Raw genomic sequence first — 20,285 nt, 5'->3', positions numbered from 1 at the left:
CCTTACGTCGACTTGACCAGCGCCATGCCCTCGAATTGGTGATAGCCGATCGCCGTTGCAAGGACGCTTGCGGGAATGCCCTCAAACGGCTTTTCGGCTGCGGCATCGAAGACGGGGTAGGCGGCCTTGCGGTCGACGGCGAGTGCGGCAAGCGCCACGGCGAACGGAAACTGCGCTTCCTTCATGTGCCCGGTCAGTGTCGAGAAGCCGCGTGCTGATATTGCCGGATTGGCATCGAGCGCTGTTTTCTCGGCTGACGTTGCCGCATGCGCGCCCGAGGCACCCGAAAGCGCCAGCAGCTTGCCGTTCGGCAGGGCCGCCGCGCCGAGCAATCCGGCGATCTCGGCGTCGAGTTCTCCGCGCGACCGCCTGGCCCGCCCTGAGACGACCGGTCCGAGCTCGGCATAGATTTTGCGCCCACGGCTTTCCGCGTGTTCGCGCTGTTCCAGCACCAGGAAGGCGCCGCCGGAGCCCGAGACCACGCCGCCGCCCTCGGCGCCCTGCCGTTGCCAGACAGGCTTCCAGGGGCCGCGATGCAGATAGCCGGCGAGCTCGTAACCGAGCAGCATATCGGAATGTTCGGTCTGGAAAGCGCCGCCGACCAGCACGTGCGTCGACTGGCCCGAGCGGATGCGCGCCGCGGCCGTCTCGACGGCGGAAACACCTGCGCCTTCCTCGCCCATGAAGGTGCGCGAGGAGCCCGTCACCTTATGGACGATGGAGATGTTGCCGGCGAGAAGGTTGGAAAGCTGCGCGAGGAACAAGGTCGGCCGCAATTCGGTGGTCAGCTTCTCGTTGAGCAGCACGTCGCGGTCGTTGCGGCTTTCCGAGGCGGCGAGGATAGCGGCGTCGACCGCCTCGTCGCGCTCGCCGCCGCCGGCGGCCACCACCATGTCCATGGTCGTGCAAAGCTCGTCATTGCCCTTGATGCCGGCGTCATCGAGCGCCAGGCCGGCGGCATAGGTGCCAAGCCGTTGCCACGTCTCCATCTGCCGCTGATCGCCACGCTTGGCGATCTGCAGGTTCCAGTCGATCTCCGGCAGCGGATGAACGGTATAGGGCGCGAAGCGCGCGGCTTCGAGCACCGGCTGCAGGCCCGGTTGCGCGAGTTTCTGCCAGTGGGCGTCAGGGCCTTCTCCCAGCGAGGAGACAAGGCCGATACCAGTGATGACGACGTCGCAGGGGCTACTCATGGGCGGCTTTGTGGGTCAGGCGGCAAAGCGCGTCAAGGTCGCGCGCTCAACTACGTCAGGCGGTCTTGGCGGCGACCAGCGCGTCGATCTTGGCGCACAGGTTCTTCATGACGAAGTAGTCGTCGGTCGAAGCCTTGCCGTCATTGACTTCCTGGGTCCACTTTTCCAGCGGCACCTTGATGCCGAATTCCTTGTCGATGGCAAAGACGATGTCGAGAAAATCGAGGCTGTCGATGCCGAGATCGTCGATCGTGTGGCTCTCGGGCGTGATGGTGTCGATATCGATCTCGCTGGTGTCGGCAATGATCTTGGCGACTTTGTCGAACGTGGTGGACAAGGGCTTTTCCTTCTTTGCGGGCGGAATCTGTCCGCATCCTGTTTGGGCGCTGTCTAATCGGTTTTTCCCGGCAGGAAAAGGCCTGATAGTCCGGGCGCAGATGGGGAGCGCGCCCAAGAAACGCAAGAAGGGCCGCCGGTCAACCCGGCGGCCCTTCCCATTACGTCAGGTTAGCCGTTGTTTCGATGCACGTCGTTTTCCCAAAACCGGGAACCACTTTTGGGCGACATGCATCAGCTGTCACGGAGCTTGACCAGGTCGTTCAGGAGTCCGCCCGTTCCGTTGTGGACGGTCAGCCGCTCGACCTTGCCGGCGATGGTTTCCAGAGCCTCGAGCTCCTTCAGCCGCAGCATCACCGGGTTCTCCGCCATCACCCTGGCCGTGTTGAGCAGGGAACGCGTGGCGTTCGTCTCCTCGCGCCGACGGATGATGTTGGCCTCGGCCTGCTTTTCGGCCGAGACCACCTGGTTGAGGATCTCGCGCATCTCGCCCGGCAGGATCACATCCTTGAGGGCGATATCGCTGACCTCGACACCGATCTCGGCCATGTCGGCACGGACCTTGGCCGCCGCTTCCTCGTCGACCGTCACCTTCTTTTCGAGGATTTGGTCGAGCGTCAGCGCGCCCAGCGTCTTGCGGAAGGCGTACTGCAGGGCGCGATACAGGGCTTCGGAGAAGTCCTTCACGGCGCTCACCGCCTTGACCGGGTCGACGACCCGGTATTCGGCTGCGATGTTGACGCGGATCGTCACGCGATCCTTTGTCAGCACTTCCTGCCCGGCGACGTCGAGCGACTGACGCTTGAGGTCGACGACCTTCACCTGCACCATGCGTCCGACGTTCCAGAAGCCATGCACGCCCGCCGTCAATGTCCGGACCAGGACACCGTCGACGAACAGCAGCCCCGCCTGGCCGTCGACGACCGGATGGACCGACATCAACTCCGCCTTCCGGGCCAGGCCGAGCCGGCGCATGACTGCCGGATCGATGGCGAGATCCTCCGAGGTGTCGACCGTCTTCACCGTCCACGGGCCGGCATCGGTCCACAGCACGAGCTTGCGGTCCGGCGCCAGAACGGCGTGCAGGTTTCCGTCACGCTCGATGATGGCGACATCCGTGCGCCCGGTGCGAACGACGGTGAAATGACGCGCGGCCACATCCGGGAGCTTGTCGAACAACGCCTTCTCGTATGCCGAAACGAATTCCGGGTTCTTCAGGTCGTGCCGTGACGCTTCCAGGCTGCCGCGCCGGTTGGCGAGCCAGTGCTCGCCCGGCATCAGGACGGCCTTGATCTCACCCTTGTAGAGGGTGAGGGCACGTTCGTTTTCCCTTACGAGGACGCGCTCGCGTCCAAGAACCTTATCGAGAACAGTCATTGTCTTACTCCTGTCGGGCATGGCCCCATGCGAGGCGTCAACTCATGCGTCGATCTTCCCTTCGTTTCTCGTTTCGCATCGTCTTCCGGGCACGAATGATCCGGGGACCGGTGGCATCGATCCGTGGCGGGCCTTCGGGAGCGGATCGCGGGGCAGCGAAGCGGGCGCCGGAGGCCGAAGCCGCCCTTGCCGGCGACGCTGCGCCTTGATCGTCACCGCGGGCCTGGCCGCGACCGATGGCGTCAGACCTTTCGAAACGGCCTTGGCCCGAAGGCTTCGGCCGTCCGTCAGGTCTTCAGCATTCCGGTCCCCGGACCGTTTTCAGATAACACCACCCAAAGGTGTCGGCTTATCAGGCCGTTGGAGAAGGAATCGAACCTTCGACAGTCAGATTATAAGTCTGATGCTCTAACCAAACTGAGCTATCCGTGGTGCAGACAGCAGGATTCGAACCTGCGACCTCCGGATCTAAATCCGGCGCTCTCCCAGACTGAGCTACATCCGCGATCCCAATCCCCAAAGCGGCGCCGTATACAGGGCGGCAATGCCGCCTGCACGGGCGGAGACGAAAGCTCCAACCGTTGTGCTCACTTCGGTTCTCGTGACCGGGAGCGCGGCTATAGAGCCTGCGACGGGTTGTCGCAAGCGGCATTGTCGCGGCCAATTCGTGGCTTCTTTCAGCAGTGGTATTTCGGCAACACTCGGATCCAATGTTGGAGGCGCGAACCGCTTCGTCAGAAGGTGACGCGGCCGAGCACGCGCAGACCGTCGCCTTGCGGCTCGACGACCACGGCCTCGCCCTCGCGCGGCGAGATGCCCGTGAGCGCCACGATGTCTTCCAGATGGGTGACCATGACCAGATTGTCGGAGCCGGAATAGGCGCGGATTTCCTTCATGATGGCGGCGATTTGCGCTGCCTTCTGCGCATCGTCGCCCTTCAGGAGATCGAGCGGGGCAAACAGCTGCGGTTCGGCCTCGAAGGCGATGCGCGCGGTGTCGAGGCAGCGGCAGTAGCGGCTGGACAGCACGCGCTCGATGGGGGCGGCGCGGGCGGCAAACAAGGCGCCGATCTTGCTCGCCTGCTGCTTGCCGCGCGCCGACAGATTCATCTGGGTGGCACAGCTGTCGATGTCGAAATTGGCGGGGTCGGAGGTGCCGGTGACCATGGCATGGCGCAGCAGCACAACATGGCCGCCATCGCGCAGCAGCGCCCAGCCGGCATCCGTGGCGTGGGCGGCGACTGGAATGACGAGCAGCAACAGGGCCAAGGCATATCGGATCATCGCAGTCCTTCCAGGAGCCCGTCATCGAGGTCCGGTCATTCGCATATAGGGATCGGAACACCGGCACAAAGACAAGCGGGCGTTGCAGACGTCCGAGCCTCACTTTTTGGCGATTTGCTTTTTCACCAGATCGATCTTCTGATCGGTAAGCGGGATGGGGATGGTGTAGCCGGCTTCGGTGAAGCCCTGCTTGGCATTTTCGAAGAACTCGATAGCCCTGAGATACTCGGCCTTGCCGCCGCCATAGCTGGCGCGGTTCCAGTGGATGTCGCCGAGGTTGTTCTGTTCGAAGGCCCATTGCAGGGGCTGGCCCTCCCTGGTGAAGACCTTCAGCGTCGCCGTGAAAGCCGCCTCGGCCTCGTCGAGATATTTTCCGGTCCGTTCGATATTGCCGAGGTTGAGCAGGCTCATGCCTATGCCGTTCTGGGCGTTGGCCCAATCGACCGGCGCCGTCTCGATGGTCAGCACTTCCAGTGCCGCCCGCCGCGCGGCGATCGAATCCCGCAGGGTTTTGGGATCGGCATTGCTCATGCTCAGCCAGTGCAGCGTCGAGCCGAGACCGGCCTGGGACAGCGCCCATTGCCGCGGGTTTGTCTCGCGCTTGTACTCGCGCAACGCATTGCGGTAGGCGTCGACCGCCTCGCTGTAGTGCTCCGGCTTGTCCGTCACGCCGCCTAGCAATTGCAGCGTGTTGCCGAGATTGTAGTAGCTCATGGCCCAATCCTGCGGGAATTTCCGCCTGACATAGACCTGGCGGGCTGCCTGGAACGCTGCCACCGACTGTTCGAGCCTGGCCGCGTCGCGGGTCCGCTGGCCAAGCGTCTGGTAGATTGAGCCGAGATTGTTCTGCGCCGACGCCCAATCCATCGGGAAGCGCTGCCGGGTAAACACCGTCAGCGCATCGTCATAGGCCGCGGCTGCCTCTTCGAGCGTGTCCGTGCCCATGTCGAAGCGGGCGACACCGCTCAGCGCGTTGCCGAGGTTGAGCCGGCTGGTCGCCCAGGAGACCGGGAAGGTCTCGCGGGTTCGCACCTTCAGCGCGGCGCGGAAGGCATCGGCCGCCTCGTTGATCTTGGTCTTGTCGTTGAGCTGGATGCCAAGCGTCACCAGCGTGTTGCCGAGATTGTTCTCGACCATCGCCCATTCCACGGGGGCTTTCTCGCGCGTGTACTCTTCAAGCGCCAGCCGGTAGGCGGCTTCCGCGTGCTTCAGATGCTCGCCGGCGGGTTCCCGCTGGGAAAGCGCATAGAGCGCGAGGCCGAGATTGTTCTGCGAAGCGGCCCAGTCGAGCGGCAGCTTGTCGCGCGGGCGCTTTTCCAACGTGGCGCGCATCGCCGCGACCGCCTCGTTGAGGCGCTTCGGATCGCTCTCGCGTTCGCCGATCTGCAAGAGCACATTGGCGAGATTGTTCTGTGCGGCCGCCCAGTTGCGGTCGTCCTTCTCGCGCTCGAAGACGACGAGCGAATCGCGGAAGATCTGCGCGGCCTCTTCGAGATGCGTGGTCTCGGTCTCGCGCTCGCCGATGGTCTGCAGCACTACCGCCATGTTGTTGCGGGTAATGGCCCAATCCTTGTTCTGCTCGCCATTGGGGATGAAATTCAGGATGACGTGATAGGCTTCGATCGCGTGCTGCAATGCATCGAGATCGCCGGTGGCGTAACCGTGGGAGTTGAGTGCCTCGGCTTCCTGGTTCTTGTAATTCCAGCGCAGCTTGTCGTCCCATTTCTCGACCAGCGAGAAGGCCTTGGCATAGTCGTTGGCGGCGGATTTGTAGTCGAAGACCAGCGCGGCGGCGTCGGCGCGTTTGGCATAGATGGCGGCGTCGGCGATGCGTTTCTGCCTGACCAGTTCCTCGGCCTCATCGACCGCACCGCTGTTCTGCTCGACCCTGCCGACCGCATCGTCGAGGAATTTGCGCGCCGTCACCATGGCGCCCTGGCCGATGGCCTTGTCGGCGGAGGCGACCAGCCGCTTGATCTCGGGATCGTCGGTGCGCAGTGCCGCGCGTTCCGACATCATCTTCTTCAGGCGCTCGGCCTGGGCGTCGAGCACCTTCTGCAGGTCGGTCGGATCCTCGGGGATCTTGTCCGTGCCGAGCGCCCTCAGCACGCCATAGAGCGCGTCGAGCGGCACGCCGTCCTGCAGCGAGGCCAATTCCACCTGCGCCCGCTTCGGGTCGGGCAGGTCGGAGATGGTCAAGAGCAACTGCCGCCGCTCACCGGTGATCAGCCCGTCATCGCCCGTCGGTTCCGGTGGCGCGACGCCGAAATAGAGCAGGCGGCGCAGGCTTTCATTGACCCAGGGGCGTTGCTTGGCCTTGGTGTCGAGATAGACTTCCTCGGTCACCATGCGCATGACGGAGCCGAATTCCGTGCCTTTCATTGCCGCGAGGTGGCGCAGCAGAGCGGCAGCATAAGGGCTGTTTTCGCCGGCCGCGCCGTCGAGTGCCGGGCGACCCGGTTCGGCGGCGAAGCCGACCACCGTCCCCAGGCTCGCATCTTGCGCCGACGCATTGGCAAGCGCCTTGGCGCCACGCACCGGTTCCAACCCGCCGGCGCCAATCGGCTCGGCGGAAGCGGTCGGCGCCCGCCGCACCACGGCGTCCGCTGGAAACGGATTGGTGCGGCAGGCATCGAGCAGCATGATCGTCACCGGCACGGTCTTCTTCAGTTCGTCCATGACGGCGGAGATCGGAACAAGGGCCTGCCCTGCATCCTTGAGCGACGAGACATCGGCATCGACCGGAACCAGATAGTTCTCCCCGCCGGCCTCGATGCCGTGGCCGGAGTAATAGATGAAGGCGACGTCTGCGCCCTCGGCGTCCTCGACGAAGCGTTCGAGGTCGCGCTTCAGCTTGGCGGTATCGCGATCGGTGACGTTGCGGGCGTCGAAACCGAGATCGGTCAGCATCTTGGCCATGTCGCGGGCGTCATTGGCCGGGTTGGGCAGGGCGGCGATGTGCTGGTAATTCGACTGGCCGATGATGAGCGCCACGCCCTTGAGGCTTTTCGTCTCGGCCAATGCAAGCGCCGTCGCGGCAAGACAAAACAGGGCGGCGAGGAAAGCCGTCAGCCACATCCGCGCGAGAAGATTGCGTCCCGAGGTTTCGACAAAGGTCACTTGTCGTTCGTGTCCGCCCTGATGCTCCAAACCCTCTATAACGCTGCCAGCCTACCATGATCAAATTCGGGCGCGATTGCGCCGCGCGCGTGGCTCGCCTATCCCTGAAAAAATGTCTCCGCTTACAGAAACCGTGCTTTTCGTCTTCAGCCTCGTGGCGCTCGGCTATCTCGCCGGCTTGACCGGCTATCTCAGGCCGGCGAGCGGCGAGGGGATATCGGATTTCGCGGTCTCGGTGGCGATGCCGCTGCTTCTGTTCCAGACGATGGTGAAGGCTGATTTCCACGGCGTCGCGCCATGGCCGTTGTGGGGCGCTTATTTCACGGCGGTGGCGATCACCTGGGCCGCCGGCCATCTCGTCACCACGCGGATCTTCGGGCGCGACGCGCGCGCCGGCGTCGTCGGGGGCGTGTCATCAGCCTATTCCAACGTCGTGCTGCTCGGCGCTCCCTTCATCCTCGGCATATTCGGCCCGAGCGGCTTCGAAGTGCTGTCACTGCTGGTCTCCGTACACCTGCCGGTCATGATGATGGCCTCGATCGTGCTGTTCGAGATGTTCGGCCGTGGCGGTGGCGAACATGTGCATCCGCTGCGGGTGCTGCGCAGCTTCCTGCGGCGGCTGTTCATCAATCCGCTGATCATCGGCATCCTGCTCGGCCTGGCATGGCGGCTGAGCGGCGTGCCGCTGCCCAGCCTCGTCATGCGGCTGGTCGATGCACTGGCCAACACGGCAGGGCCGGTGGCGCTGTTTGCCATGGGGCTCAGCCTGCGCCGCTTCGGCGTTTCCGGCAATGTCCGGCCGGCGCTGGCGCTTTCGGCGCTGAAATTGTTCCTGATGCCGGCGCTGGTTCTTGCCTTCGTCTTGCTGCTCGGCCTGCCGCCCCTGACGGCCAAGGTGGCGGTGGTGGTGGCGGCGCTCCCGTCCGGTATCAACTCCTATCTCATCGCCGTACAGTTCAACACGGGCCAGGCGCTGGCATCGAACCAGATGACCATCGCCACCGCTTGCGCCGCCGTCACCACGGCTTTCTGGTTGACGGTTGTCCTGCATGTCTTTGGCTAGACGATGCGCAAATCACGGCGAGGCGACAAAGCTTGCTCTCGTCCCGGGCTGGACCAACCCCTATATGCCATCTTGCGATTGCTTGCGGGCCTTGCCCTAGGTAAAGAGCAGTGGCTCCGGCGTGCCGGCTTCAAATCATGGCGCACGCTCACCGAAGATTTCACAGACCGGCCCGTCAGTGCGCCGAACGGAGGATAGACCATGCTTCAGAAAACCAGCCATTTCATGCGGCAGGCCAATCTCATCAACGGCGAATGGGTGCAGGCCGACAGCGGCCAGACGGTCGACGTCAACAACCCCGCCACCGGCCTCAAGATCGGCACCGTGCCGAAGTCGGGCAAGGCCGAGACCCGCCGCGCCATCGAGGCCGCGGACGCCGCCTTCAAGACCTGGCGCAAGACGACCGCGCTCGAGCGTTCGAAGCTCTTGCGCAAGCTGCATGACGCGATGATGGACAATCAGGACGTGCTGGCCGAGCTCTTGACCATCGAGCAGGGCAAGTCACTGTTCGAATCGAAGGGCGAGATCGGCTCGGCAGCGGCCTACATATTGTGGTTCGCCGAGGAAGGCCGCCGCACCTATGGCGACGTCGTGCCGTCGCCATGGGCGGACCGCCGCATCCTGGTGACCAAGGAACCGGTCGGCGTCATCGCCGCCATCACGCCGTGGAATTTCCCGTCCTCGATGCTGGCCCGCAAGCTCGGCCCGGCCCTCGCCGCCGGCTGCACCGCCGTGGTGAAGCCCGCCTCGCAGACGCCTTACTCGGGCCTCGCCTGGGGCGCGCTCGCCGAGGAAGTCGGCTTCCCCAAGGGCGTCGTCAACATCCTGACCGGTTCTGCCAGTGAGATCGGCGACGAGATCTGCGCCAATCCGCTGGTGTCGAAGATCACGTTCACCGGATCAACCGAAGTCGGCAAGCTGCTCATCCAGAAGTCGTCAGTCACCGTCAAGAAAGTGTCGATGGAGCTCGGCGGCAATGCGCCGTTTATCGTCTTCGACGATGCCGACATCGAGCGCGCGGTGGCCGGCGCGATCACCGCCAAATACCGCAATTCCGGCCAGACCTGCGTCTGCACCAACCGCTTCCTCGTCCAGGCTGGCGTCTATGACAAGTTCGTCGAGAAGCTGGCCGCCGCCAGCAACGGGCTGAAGGTCGGTTCCGGCCTCGAGGAAGGCGTGCAGCAGGGACCGCTGATCGACGAGAAGGCGGTCGAGAAGGTCGAGGAACTGATCGCCGACGCAACCTCCAAGGGCGGCAAGATTGTCGCCGGCGGCAAGCGTCATGCGCTGGGCGGCTCGTTCTTCCAGCCAACAGTGATCGCCAATGCGACGCCCAAGATGCGCTTCATGAAGGAAGAGATCTTTGGCCCGGTCGCGCCGGTGTTCAAGTTCGAGACCGAAGCGGAAGCCATCGCGCTCGCCAACGACACCGAATTCGGCCTCGCCTGCTATTTCTACACCGGCGATCTCGGCCGTGCTTTCCGTGTCATGGAAGGGCTGAAATACGGCATGGTCGGTGTCAATGAAGGCCTCATCACCACGCCAGAAGCGCCATTCGGCGGCGTCAAGGAATCGGGCCTCGGCAAGGAAGGCGGACATCAGGGCATCGAGGACTACCTCGATACCAAATATGTCTGTATCGGCGGCCTCGGCCTCTGATAGCTTGTCCCATAGGTCGGCGGGCCTGGCCCGCCGCCTTGGGTTGAGAAAACCAGCCGAAAATCCTTTGGATTAACTGACGTTTGCGGGCATGACGATGAAGGACGGCGAGGTTTTTGGCACGACGCAGGCGGGCGAGCCGGTGCGCCGCTTCACCATCAAGGGCGGCGGCCTCACCGCCAACATCATCGGGCTCGGCGCGATCATCCAGGATTTGCGCCTGACCGGTCACGATGCGCCGCTGGTGCTCGGCTATAACACTCTGGAAGCCTACGAAGCCGACAACGCCTTCTTTGGCGCGGTGGTCGGCCGCTACGCCAACCGCATCCGCGACGGCCGCTTCACCATCGGTGGCAACCGCTACCAGACCGAGCGAAATTTCCTCGGCAAGCATACGCTGCATGGCGGCTCACAGGGCTATTCGCATCGGCCGTGGGCGGTTTCGCTGCATGGCCGGGACTTCGTCACGCTGACGCTGCACGATCCCGACGGAGCGATGGGCTTTCCCGGCGCGCTCGACGTCACCTGCACCTACCGGCTGAAGATCCCCGGTACGCTGAGCGTCGAGCTGACTGCGACCTGCGAGGAGCCGACGCTGTGCAATCTCACCCAGCACTCCTATTTCAACCTGGACGACGGCGGCGCCGGCGACATTCTCGACCACAGGATGATGCTGAACGCCGGCGCCTATCTGCCGGTCGACAGCGACATGATCCCGACCGGCGTGGTCAAGCCGGTCGACGGCACGCCCTTCGATTTCCGCCAGGCGCGGCCGCTGCGCATGGAAACCGAGGGCGAGCAGCTGCCCTACGACCAGAACTTCTGCCTCGCCTCGGCGCGCGGGCCGCTGCGGCAAGCGGCATGGACGCAAGGGGCGAGTTCCGGCGTCGAGATGGAGGTCTGGACCACGGAGCCAGGCGTCCAGCTCTACACCGGCCAGTATGTGACGCCGCGCAAGGGGCTGGACGGGCGGGACTACAAGGCCTTTTCCGCCTTCTGCCTGGAGCCGCAGATCTGGCCGGATGCGCCGAACCGGCCGTATTTCCCGCAGGCGACGCTATGGCCGGGTGCAATTTATCACCATGTGACGGAATACCGTTTCCGCCTGCCTTGAGGTCTGTTGATATTCAGGTGATGCCGGCCTGCAAATGGCTGATACCTGCGCTTCCACGTTCTACTGCGTCGCAGTAGAACTGGGCTCACGTACGAAAAGTACGCTCCGCTCCGGTTCTCGGTATCAGCCATTTTCGACTCGGCCTGACCTGAATCTCAACAGACCTCAGCTGTCGAACGCCGCCCGTAGCGTCTCGAACGGCGCCAGGGCGCCGCGAACCTGGACCACGGCGGCAGCGACGCGATGCGCCCGGCTTGCCGCTTCCTGAGGCCCATGGCCGGCAAGACGCGCCGCGAGATAGCCGCCATTGAAGGAGTCGCCGGCGCCGGTGGTGTCGACGGGGGCCGCGACATGGATCGCCGGCACGTCGTGCAATGTTCCGCTCTCGGCAATCAGCGCCGGCTGTTCGCCGTTCTTGACGATGACTTCGCCGACCCATTGTCCAAGCCGCTCGGCGGTCGCCCGCGGTGTCTCATCACCAAACAGCATCTGCTCGTCGGGGAAGGTCGGCAGAGCGACGTCGGTGACGCCGAGTGCCTCGACGATTGCTGCCTGCGCGCTTTCGCGGTTGCGCCAAAGCCGTGGCCGATAATTGGGATCGAAGGCGATCAGCGAGCCAGCGGCGCGCGCCTTGGTCACGGCTTCCAGCAGTGTTTTGCGCGAGGCATCGTCCAGAATTGCCAAAGTGATTCCGGAAAAGTACACAAGCGCCTGATTTTCAAGGTTTTTCGACAGTGCAGCGGGATCCGAGGCAAGCTGCCGGGCGGCGGCGTCGCCGCGCCAGTAGGTGAAGGAGCGCTCGGCGCCGGTCAGCGTGATCGCGTAGAGGCCGGGCCGCGCACCTGGTATCACCGGGCTGGAGCCGATGCCGATGCCGTTTTCGGCGAAGAAGCCGATCTGGCCCTGCGAAAAGGGGTCATCGCCGAAGGCCGAGACATAGGTTGCCGGCCGGTCCTCGCTCAACGCATGCAGCGCCCACAGCGTGTTGAACGTGTCGCCGGCAAAACCCATGCACCAGTTCGGGCCGGTCTGGCCCGAAAGTTCGAGCATGCATTCACCGATCGAGGCGACACCGTTTCCCGCCATCTGCAATCCTCCAGTGGTTTCGGTGCTGTAGCTTTTTGCCGGCGGCAGCGCCATGCTTGGCAAGCAGGCTTTTTTGCGCCACAGCGTTTTCCCACAGGCTGGCGGGACGCGATCCACCCGGCCGAGCGTTATCCGCAGAAGAGGAACCGGTTTGGCATCGATATGGCGTTATCTCTTGGCGGGTGTTGGTCTGGCTGCTCTGCTGGCCGGCGTTCTTGCGGTCGTCTATCTGACCGCGCCGCAATCGGCGCAGACGGTCGGCCCGGATGTCTCGCGGACGAAGAAAACCGACAACGGGCTGTACATGGCGAGCTTCGTACCGGAACGGGGCGTGGTGCGGCAGGGCGAACTGGAATCCTGGCTGCTGACGCTGAAAACAAAGACAGGGGCTTCGGTGGAGCGAGCCGCGATCGCCATCTCCGGCGGCATGCCGCAACACAATCACGGCCTGCCGACCAGCCCGCAGGTGACCGACTATCTCGGCGATGGCCGTTACCGCATCGAGGGCCTGAAATTCACCATGAGCGGCTGGTGGCAACTTCGGTTCGCCATCTCGTCCGGCGCCGGCTCAGATACGGTGCTGTTCAACGTGGTGCTGTGAGCGATCGATGAAGCGCCTTTTTTGCCTTCTGGCGCTGATGGTCGCCGTCATCCTCGTGGGCTGCGGCAAGCCGGATTTTTCCGACGCGGAGAAGAAGACCATCGCCTCGCTGGCGTTGAACACGCTGCCGTCGCTGAAGCCCGACACCACCAATCGCATCGCCGACGTGCCGGCTGCCGCGGCGCTTGGCTCGACGCTGTTCTTCGATCTTGGGATGAGCCGGGATGGCACGGTGTCGTGCTCGACCTGCCACAAGATCGACCGCCAGTTCCAGGACGACCTGCCGCAAGCCGTGGGCGTAGGCCGCACCAACCGGCGCACCATGCCGCTGGCCGGTGTGGCGCGCGATCCCTGGTTCTTCTGGGACGGCCGCCGCGACAGCCTGTGGGCACAAGCGCTGACGCCGCTGGAAAACCCGCTGGAACAGGCGGGAAACCGTACTGCCTACGCGCACTACATCAAGACGCGCTTCGGCGAGCGCTATGAGCGCATTTTCGGGCCGCTGCCCGATTTTGCCGGCATTCCGTTGAATGCCAGTCCGCTCGGAAACGATGCCGAAAGGGCTGCCTGGAACGCGATGAGCGATCCGCAGCGCGACGCCATCAACCGCGTTTACGCCAATATCGGCAAGGCGATCGCGGCCTTCGAACGCTCGATCGAACCAGCGCAGACGCGCTTCGATCGCTTTGCGCTCGACCTTGCCACCGGCGCCGAGCCGAAGGGCGATGCCGTCTTCACGCGGGAAGAAATCCTCGGGCTGAAACTGTTCATCGGCAAGGCCAACTGCGTGACCTGCCACAATGGTCCGCGCTTCACCGACAATAGTTTTCACAACACCGGCGTGCCGCCCGTCGCCGACCTGCCGCCGGATCGCGGGCGCGTCGATGCGGTCGCACAAGTCGAAGCCGACCCGTTCAACTGCTTCGGTGCCTATCGCGATGGCGATGCCAGCGCCTGCGGCGAGCTGCGCTTCATGGTCAAGGATGCGCCACAACTCGTTCGCGCCTACAAGACGCCGTCACTGCGCGGCGCGGCCACCCGGCCACCCTACATGCATGCCGGGCAGTTTTCATCGCTCGACGAAGTGGTGGCGCACTATGCCAAGGCCGCGCCCAGTGTGGAGGGGACAACCGAGATTCACCCGCTGCAGCTGTCGGACCGCGAGCGCGCAGCGCTGGTGGCATTTTTGAGGACGCTGACGGAGTAGGCTCTTGTTTGACCATGATCTTGTCCGAAAACCGGCATCCACTTTTCGGGATCATGGTCAGCGATCCTTCACCGTCTCCATCGCCACGAAGGTCGAGGTCTGGGCGACGTGCGGCAGCGCCGAGATGCGCTCGCCCAACACCCGGCGGTAGGCGGCGATGTCCCGGGTGCGGACCTTCAGCAGGTAATCGAAGCTTGACGCCATCATGTGGCACTGCTCGATCTCCGGCACGGCCTGCACAGACCGGTTGAAAGCGTCGAGCGCGGCGGAACGCGTGTCGGACAATTTCACCTGGACGAAGGCGACATGGCCTTCGCCCATGCGCTCGCGGTCGATGATCGCCTGGTAGCCCCTGATATAGCCGTCCTTTTCCAGCCGCTTGACGCGCGCCTGCACCGGCGTCTTGGAGAGGCCGACCCTGGCCGCGAGTTCCGACATGGAAAGCCGGCCATTGCTGGCCAGCGCCGACAGGATGTTGCGGTCGATGCGGTCCAATTGGTCTTCTGTTGTCAAAATCACAGTCCAAACTCAGAGGGGTTGACATAACGATAGATCGATCGATCTGTCTTGTCGATTTCTTTGGACCGACTGAAATCCGCGCCTGTGCTAGCTTGCGCCATTCGGTCCGGTGACCGCCGGCCCGCTCCCTGACGCTCGCTCCACGGGACCCGCCATGCCGCTCGACACCATCCGCCAGCAGATCCGCGCCAACTATCTGCCCGACGAAGATGAGGCCGTGAAACGATTGGCCGAGGCGACAGGGCTTTCGGCTGCGGATCGCGACGCGATCTCGGCGCGAGCCGCCGATCTGGTGCGGGCGGTGCGCGGCTCGTCCGATCCCCGGCTGATGGAGGTTTTCCTCTCGGCCTACGGCCTTTCCACCAAGGAGGGCGTGGCGCTGATGTGCCTGGCCGAGGCGCTGCTGCGCGTGCCCGACACCGAGACGATGGACGATCTCATCGCCGACAAGATCGCGCCGCATGACTGGTCGGCGCATTCGGGTGGTTCGAGCTCGATCTTCGTCAACGCCTCGACCTGGGCGCTGATGCTGACCGGCCGCGTGCTGGACGAGGGCGAGGGCGGTATCGAAGGCACGTTGCGCTCCATGGTGCGCAGGCTGGGCGAGCCGGTCATCCGCAAGGCGGTGGCCGCCGCCATGCGCGAGATGGGCGAACAGTTCGTGCTCGGCCGCACCATTGCAGAAGCCGTCAAGCGCGGCCGGCCGATGACACAGAAGGGCTACCTCTATTCCTTCGACATGCTGGGCGAGGCGGCCCGCACCGAGGCCGATGCACTGCGCTACCACAAGGCCTATGCCGACGCGATTTCGTCGCTCGATGCCGGCTCCAATGGTCCCGACATCAGGCAAAACCACGGCATCTCGGTCAAGCTTTCGGCGCTGCATCCGCGCTACGAAGTGGCGCAGAAGGAAGAGATGCTGCCTGTCATGGCCGAGCGGCTGCTGTCGCTGGCGCTTGCGGCCAGACATTCGCGCATGGGTCTCAACATCGACGCCGAGGAGGCCGATCGCTTGGATCTGTCGCTCGACGTCATCGAGCGCGTGCTGGCCGAGCCGGAACTCGCCGGCTGGAACGGCTTTGGCGTGGTCGTGCAAGCGTATGGGCCGCGCGCGGCCTTCGTCATCGACTGGCTCTATGCTCTGGCCAGGAAATACGACCGCACCATCATGGTGCGGCTGGTCAAGGGCGCCTATTGGGACACCGAGATCAAGCGGGCGCAGACGCTCGGACTTGCCGGCTATCCCGTCTTCACCCGCAAGGCCAACACCGACGTTTCCTACATGGCTTGCGCGAAGAAACTGCTTGGCATGACCGACCGCATCTATCCGCAATTCGCCACCCACAACGCCCACACCGTCGCGGCCATCCTGTCGATGGCCACGAACCGCGATTCCTTCGAATTCCAGCGCCTGCATGGCATGGGCGAGGCGTTGCACGAGACGGTGCGCCAGGCCGAAGGCACGCGCTGCCGCATCTATGCGCCAGTCGGCGCGCATTCGGACCTGCTGGCCTATCTGGTCCGCCGGCTGCTCGAGAACGGCGCCAACTCCTCCTTCGTGCACCAACTGACCGACGAGGATGTCGAGCCGGAAGACATCGCGCGCGATCCGCTCGAAACGGTCGAAAGCCAAGGCCCTGCCGCCAATCCGGCGATTGCCAGGCCGTCGCAGATTTTTGGCGCAGGCCGCCGCAATTCCAGAGGTTTCGACATCACCGACACGGTGACGCTGGCGGCCATCGACAAGGCCAGGGCGGCGTTCGCCGGGCCGGACCGCTGGCATGCCAAGCCGATCACGCGGGCCGCCGGCTATGGCAAGCCGCACCCGGTCGTCAATCCGGCCAAGCCCGATGAAGTGGTCGGGACGGTTCACGAGGCCGCCGCCAAGCAGGTCGCGATCGCCGTGCGCATCGCGGTGGAGGCGCAGCCGGCCTGGGCGAAGCGTCCCGTTGGCGAACGCGCCGCCATCCTCAACCGCGCCGCCGATCTCTATGAAGCCAATGCGGTCGAGTTCTTCGCGCTCGCCACCCGCGAGGCCGGCAAATCGCTGGCCGATGGTGTGGCGGAAGTGCGCGAGGCCGTCGACTTCCTGCGCTACTACGCCGCCGAGGCGGCAAACGCCGAGACGGGCACGCAGGCGCGCGGCGCGATCGTCTGTATTTCGCCGTGGAATTTCCCGTTGGCGATCTTCACCGGCCAGATCGCGGCAGCACTCGTTACCGGCAATTCGGTCATCGCCAAGCCGGCCGAACAGACACCGCTGATTGCCTTCCGCGCCGTCGAGTTGCTGCGCGAGGCCGGCGTGCCGGAAGACATCATCCAACTGCTGCCCGGCGACGGCCCATCGGTCGGCGGACCGCTGACCGCCGACCCACGCATTGCCGGCGTCTGCTTCACCGGCTCGACCGAAGTCGCCAAGCTGATCGAGAAACAGCTGGCCGAGACCGCGGCACCCGACGCCATGCTGATCGCCGAGACCGGTGGTTTGAACGCCATGATCGTCGATTCCACCGCGCTGCCCGAGCAGGCGGTGCGCGATATACTGGCCTCTGCCTTCCAGAGTGCCGGCCAGCGCTGCTCGGCGCTGCGCGTGCTCTACGTGCAGAAGGACGTCGAGAAGAAGATGCTGGACATGCTGAAGGGCGCCATGGAGGCGCTCAACATCGGGGATCCCTGGCGGATTTCGACTGATGTCGGTCCGGTCATCGATGATGAGGCGCAGGCCTCTATCCGTGACTATTGCACCAGGAAAGGTCTCGAGGGGCGGCTGATCGCCAAGCTCGAGGCGCCGAAGGACGGGCGCTTCGTCGCGCCGCATGTCTTCCGGGTCAAGGGCATCGAGGAGATGGAGCGCGAAGTGTTCGGGCCGGTGCTGCACGTCGCCAGCTTCGACGCCGATGAGATCGATGCTGTCATCGCTGCCATCAACCGCAAGGGCTATGGCCTGACCTTCGGCCTGCACACCCGCATCGAAGGTCGCGTCCAGCATTTCGTCGACGGCATCCATGCTGGCAACATCTACGTCAACCGCAACCAGATCGGCGCCGTGGTCGGTTCCCAGCCCTTTGGCGGCGAGGGGCTTTCCGGCACCGGGCCGAAGGCTGGCGGCCCGCATTATCTGCGCCGCTTCCGCAAGGGGCCGGAAGCCGGCACAGAGGTTGGCGAGGGCCACAAGGTGACGGCGACCGAACTGGCCGACAATCTGCCCGATCCGGCCCTCGGCGGCTGGTCGACGCGCCCGGACCGGATCGCCATCCTGAGGAAGCATCTGCGCGGCAAGGGCGCTGCCGCCATCGGCGCTGCCGCTGCAATCGATTTCGGCCAGGTCGACCTGCCCGGCCCGACCGGCGAGGCCAATACGCTGTCGCTGTCGCCGCGCGGGCGGGTGTTGTGCCTGGGGCCGGATGCCGAGACGCTGCTCGCCCAGACCATCCAGGCGCTCGCCGCCGGCAATGCAGTGCTGGCCGTGGCCCCTGGGGCGCCGGCCGCCTTGTCGGCGCTGACCGGCAAGGGCTTGCCGCTCGCGGCGATAGATGGCCGCCCCGATCCGGTCGAGGCGCGCGCGCTGCGCGTCGATGTCGTCGCTTTCTCGGGTACGCCGGAGGCCGCGCGCATCGTGCGCCAGGTGATCGCCGACAGGACCGGCCCGATCGTGCCGCTGGTCAGCGAGGTGCTCAATCCGGCCGCCTATGCGCATGAGCGCGCGGTCTGTGTCGACACCACGGCCGCGGGCGGCAATGCCAGCCTGCTTGCCGCGGCCTAGTTCAGCCTATTCTCAGGCGCCCTCGACGACCGAAAAGCCCTCGAATTGTGGGTGGCCGAGATAGTGGACCTTCGTCGTGCCGACATTCCTGTGCGCGGCGCGGAAATTCTCCGACTTGGTCCAGGCGACGAAATCGTCCTGGCTCGCCCACACCGTGTGCGAGGCAAACAGTGTGCAGCCCTCGGTCTCATTGACCGGGCCACGCAGCAGATGGAATTCCCGAAAACCCTTCATCTCGGCAAGGCTGGAATCGCGGTTCTTCCACACGGCCTCGAAATCGGCTTCCGAGCCGTTCTGCACCTTGAAGCGGTTCATGGCGATGCACATGGGGTTCCTTTCTGAATTGGTGGACTGCTGCGATTGAAGGATGCGGCGAAGCGTCGGCTCTCAGAACGGACCGATCGCGCCGGTGAATTCCAGACTGTTGCCAACCTTTGGCGGGATCGGAGGGAAAGGGGCCGCCTTGCGAACGAAACCAAGCACGATCTGGTCGAAAGTTGCCGAGCCCGAGCTTTCGACGACACGCAGCTCATCGATGTTGCCCTGCCTGCCGATGACGAAGGTGACAACGGTGTTGCTGCGCGCGGTCGCTTGCAACGAAGGCGGTACTGCTCGATACACGCGGCCAAGTTTGCTGATGACGTCGCTTCGGTAGCTGGGTTAAGCGGCGGAGCCCGCCTCGTTCTGCCTTTTGCCTTTGCTGGCTGCCTGCGCCAGCCGATCCTGGCCGTCTGCCGTGCCGCGCTTCTCGTCCGCTGCTTTTGCAGGGGCGGCGGCCGGAGTTGGCCTGGCGCTGGGGATCGGCGGTTGGTCCGGAACGGCGACAGGTATCTCAGCGCTCTCGGCCTGGACGCTCGACTGTGCCGGTGTTTCGGTCCTGGCGGCCAAACTCCGGTCATCAGGGCGAGGGGTCGCCGCCACCAGTATGTCCGGTGTGACCGGTGGCTGTTTGACAGCTTCCGGTAAAGGCTTGGGCAGCGGCTTGGCTGCTTCCTGGATGGGGTCTCGAGTTTGCTTCACGGCTTCCCGCTCAGGCTGCGAGGGCTTTGCCGGTGGCACCGGTCTGACCGCCGGCTCCGGTTTGGTCGGCTGCGGTTTCGACTCCAGCGTGACATTGATCGCCGCCGGGTCCTTGTCCAGAGCGCTGCCGGCCACCTTGTCGCCTGCGCGATCGCTGCCTTCCGGTTGCTCCGCATTCCGGAAATCGAATGTGCCGGCGGGCGAGATCAGAAAGAATGCCGCCACAGCGGCGTGAAGCAGGCCGGAGACGACAATGGCAATGGGCCATCGGGCCGCTGGCCGCGCGACTGCAAGCGGCTCGGCCGGCGCTATTGCCAGCTCGCTGCCGGCGTTGGGGAGGGGACTGATTTCCTGCATCTCGCGGGCCGGAAATTGCAGCGGCCGGCAGGCAAAAGTCAAATCAAGATCGTTTGGCCCTGGCGTCAGCGATCCGTGGCTGGCCAGCGGCCAGGCTACGGTATTTGCTGTGAATGCAGGGTGCAGTCCCAAAGCTGGTCTCAGACGCCGAAAACGATGCCGGTCTTGGTGTCAGTCTTCAGCTTGCGCATGCAGGCGGCCGGTTCGACGCCGCTGCCGGCACACTCGGTCGCGCTGTTGATCAGCACGCGGCTGACCTTGGTGCAGTCGGTGCCGGCGAGATCAAAGCGCGTGACCTTGGTCTTGCCTGCCGGCAGGTCCTTGAAATCGAGCACGGTCAGCCGGTCGACGATGCCGGCCTCGTTGAACAGGGCGATCTCGAACGCCGCCTTGGAGAGGTCGGCGCCGAGATTGTTGTTGATCAGGAAGGTCAGCCGGCAGCCCTTGTCGGAAGGCTGCGCGGCATTGAGCTCCAGGGTCAGCGCGGGGGCCGGCGCGGATCCTTCACCCCGCGCCGGAACCATCGCAAGCGACATCGCCAGCGTCGAGGTCAGCAGACGAAGGGATGTCGTCGAGCTCGTCATGCC

At 64.6% G+C, this 20,285-nt stretch carries 17 protein-coding genes and 2 tRNA genes; 6 read left to right on the top strand and 13 right to left on the bottom strand.

What is annotated here, in order from left to right:
• Positions 1-2: 2 nt before the first annotated feature.
• From MAFF_RS05890 to MAFF_RS05860, 7 genes are all read right to left on the bottom strand, one after another.
• Positions 3-1,193: a beta-ketoacyl-ACP synthase gene (locus tag MAFF_RS05890; protein WP_010909965.1), complete on the bottom strand. Its 1,191-nt coding sequence runs from the start codon at positions 1,191-1,193 to the stop codon at positions 3-5.
• Positions 1,194-1,248: 55 nt separating this feature from the next.
• Positions 1,249-1,530, bottom strand: coding sequence for an acyl carrier protein (locus tag MAFF_RS05885; protein ID WP_010909964.1), 282 nt, complete (start codon positions 1,528-1,530; stop codon positions 1,249-1,251).
• Positions 1,531-1,763: 233 nt separating this feature from the next.
• Positions 1,764-2,906 carry a slipin family protein gene (locus MAFF_RS05880; protein WP_010909963.1) on the bottom strand — a complete coding sequence of 381 codons (1,143 nt, stop codon included), beginning with the start codon at positions 2,904-2,906 and terminating at the stop codon, positions 1,764-1,766.
• 360 nt (positions 2,907-3,266) lie between these two features.
• Positions 3,267-3,334, bottom strand: a tRNA-Ile gene (locus MAFF_RS05875).
• 1 nt (position 3,335) lies between these two features.
• Positions 3,336-3,411: transfer RNA gene (locus MAFF_RS05870), tRNA-OTHER, on the bottom strand.
• A 229-nt stretch (positions 3,412-3,640) separates the two neighbouring features.
• Positions 3,641-4,189: a histidine phosphatase family protein gene (locus MAFF_RS05865; protein WP_032930617.1), complete on the bottom strand. Its 549-nt coding sequence runs from the start codon at positions 4,187-4,189 to the stop codon at positions 3,641-3,643.
• Positions 4,190-4,288: 99 nt separating this feature from the next.
• On the bottom strand, positions 4,289-7,309 hold the full coding sequence (locus MAFF_RS05860; protein WP_044550564.1) for a caspase family protein: 3,021 nt from the start codon (positions 7,307-7,309) through the stop codon (positions 4,289-4,291).
• Positions 7,310-7,421: 112 nt separating this feature from the next.
• On the opposite strand from MAFF_RS05860, the gene MAFF_RS05855 reads away from it, so the two are divergent.
• The 3 genes from MAFF_RS05855 to MAFF_RS05845 all read left to right on the top strand — a co-directional run bounded on the left by MAFF_RS05855 (position 7,422) and on the right by MAFF_RS05845 (position 11,145).
• Entirely contained in the window at positions 7,422-8,372 is a 951-nt protein-coding gene (locus MAFF_RS05855) for an AEC family transporter (protein WP_010909959.1), read from the top strand.
• Between the two features lie 201 nt (positions 8,373-8,573).
• The gene (locus tag MAFF_RS05850; RefSeq protein WP_010909958.1) at positions 8,574-10,031 is read left to right on the top strand and encodes an NAD-dependent succinate-semialdehyde dehydrogenase; all 1,458 of its coding nucleotides are present in this window, start codon (positions 8,574-8,576) and stop codon (positions 10,029-10,031) included.
• Positions 10,032-10,122: 91 nt separating this feature from the next.
• On the top strand, positions 10,123-11,145 hold the full coding sequence (locus MAFF_RS05845) for an aldose epimerase family protein (RefSeq protein ID WP_010909957.1): 1,023 nt from the start codon (positions 10,123-10,125) through the stop codon (positions 11,143-11,145).
• Between the two features lie 165 nt (positions 11,146-11,310).
• Here MAFF_RS05845 and MAFF_RS05840 read toward each other — a convergent pair whose 3' ends face one another.
• The gene (locus tag MAFF_RS05840; RefSeq protein ID WP_010909956.1) at positions 11,311-12,231 is read right to left on the bottom strand and encodes a sugar kinase; all 921 of its coding nucleotides are present in this window, start codon (positions 12,229-12,231) and stop codon (positions 11,311-11,313) included.
• Between the two features lie 151 nt (positions 12,232-12,382).
• Between MAFF_RS05840 and MAFF_RS05835 the strand changes: the two genes are divergently transcribed.
• Both MAFF_RS05835 and MAFF_RS05830 read left to right on the top strand, forming a co-directional pair.
• Complete coding sequence (locus tag MAFF_RS05835; protein ID WP_044547860.1) at positions 12,383-12,832, top strand: FixH family protein; 450 nt, start codon at positions 12,383-12,385, stop codon at positions 12,830-12,832.
• 7 nt (positions 12,833-12,839) lie between these two features.
• Entirely contained in the window at positions 12,840-14,039 is a 1,200-nt protein-coding gene (locus MAFF_RS05830; protein WP_010909954.1) for a cytochrome-c peroxidase, read from the top strand.
• Positions 14,040-14,096: 57 nt separating this feature from the next.
• Here MAFF_RS05830 and MAFF_RS05825 read toward each other — a convergent pair whose 3' ends face one another.
• Entirely contained in the window at positions 14,097-14,558 is a 462-nt protein-coding gene (locus tag MAFF_RS05825; protein ID WP_010909953.1) for an Lrp/AsnC family transcriptional regulator, read from the bottom strand.
• A gap of 154 nt (positions 14,559-14,712) precedes the next feature.
• Between MAFF_RS05825 and putA the strand changes: the two genes are divergently transcribed.
• The gene (gene putA / locus MAFF_RS05820; protein WP_044550560.1) at positions 14,713-18,321 is read left to right on the top strand and encodes a bifunctional proline dehydrogenase/L-glutamate gamma-semialdehyde dehydrogenase PutA; all 3,609 of its coding nucleotides are present in this window, start codon (positions 14,713-14,715) and stop codon (positions 18,319-18,321) included.
• 12 nt (positions 18,322-18,333) lie between these two features.
• Here the strand turns inward: putA and MAFF_RS05815 are convergent, their stop codons facing one another.
• From MAFF_RS05815 to MAFF_RS05805, 4 genes are all read right to left on the bottom strand, one after another.
• Positions 18,334-18,648 carry an antibiotic biosynthesis monooxygenase family protein gene (locus tag MAFF_RS05815; RefSeq protein ID WP_010909951.1) on the bottom strand — a complete coding sequence of 105 codons (315 nt, stop codon included), beginning with the start codon at positions 18,646-18,648 and terminating at the stop codon, positions 18,334-18,336.
• Positions 18,649-18,708: 60 nt separating this feature from the next.
• Positions 18,709-18,942 (bottom strand): energy transducer TonB family protein, encoded by a 234-nt coding sequence (locus tag MAFF_RS40570; protein WP_010909950.1) that lies wholly within the window; start codon positions 18,940-18,942, stop codon positions 18,709-18,711.
• 39 nt (positions 18,943-18,981) lie between these two features.
• Complete coding sequence (locus tag MAFF_RS05810) at positions 18,982-19,740, bottom strand: energy transducer TonB (protein ID WP_244420727.1); 759 nt, start codon at positions 19,738-19,740, stop codon at positions 18,982-18,984.
• A 98-nt stretch (positions 19,741-19,838) separates the two neighbouring features.
• Entirely contained in the window at positions 19,839-20,282 is a 444-nt protein-coding gene (locus MAFF_RS05805) for a hypothetical protein (RefSeq protein WP_010909948.1), read from the bottom strand.
• Positions 20,283-20,285 lie beyond the last annotated feature (3 nt).

Origin of the sequence: Mesorhizobium japonicum MAFF 303099, assembly GCF_000009625.1 — a bacterium.
Classification (GTDB): Bacteria; Pseudomonadota; Alphaproteobacteria; order Rhizobiales; family Rhizobiaceae; genus Mesorhizobium; species Mesorhizobium japonicum.
Note: the sequence above shows the minus strand (reverse complement) of the source record. Positions and strands in the feature narration are given on the sequence as shown.

Bases quoted from the DNA above. Each gene is read 5' to 3' on its own strand.
- MAFF_RS05865 (WP_032930617.1), bottom strand. From the start codon at position 4,189: ATGATCCGATATGCCTTGGCCCTGTTGCTGCTCGTCATTCCAGTCGCC.
- MAFF_RS05845 (WP_010909957.1), top strand. From the start codon at position 10,123: ATGACGATGAAGGACGGCGAGGTTTTTGGCACGACGCAGGCGGGCGAG.
- MAFF_RS05850 (WP_010909958.1), top strand. From the start codon at position 8,574: ATGCTTCAGAAAACCAGCCATTTCATGCGGCAGGCCAATCTCATCAAC.
- putA (WP_044550560.1), top strand. From the start codon at position 14,713: ATGCCGCTCGACACCATCCGCCAGCAGATCCGCGCCAACTATCTGCCC.
- MAFF_RS05890 (WP_010909965.1), bottom strand. From the start codon at position 1,193: ATGAGTAGCCCCTGCGACGTCGTCATCACTGGTATCGGCCTTGTCTCC.
- MAFF_RS05880 (WP_010909963.1), bottom strand. From the start codon at position 2,906: ATGACTGTTCTCGATAAGGTTCTTGGACGCGAGCGCGTCCTCGTAAGG.
- MAFF_RS05815 (WP_010909951.1), bottom strand. From the start codon at position 18,648: ATGTGCATCGCCATGAACCGCTTCAAGGTGCAGAACGGCTCGGAAGCC.
- MAFF_RS05830 (WP_010909954.1), top strand. From the start codon at position 12,840: ATGAAGCGCCTTTTTTGCCTTCTGGCGCTGATGGTCGCCGTCATCCTC.
- MAFF_RS05805 (WP_010909948.1), bottom strand. From the start codon at position 20,282: ATGACGAGCTCGACGACATCCCTTCGTCTGCTGACCTCGACGCTGGCG.
- MAFF_RS05840 (WP_010909956.1), bottom strand. From the start codon at position 12,231: ATGGCGGGAAACGGTGTCGCCTCGATCGGTGAATGCATGCTCGAACTT.
- MAFF_RS05855 (WP_010909959.1), top strand. From the start codon at position 7,422: ATGTCTCCGCTTACAGAAACCGTGCTTTTCGTCTTCAGCCTCGTGGCG.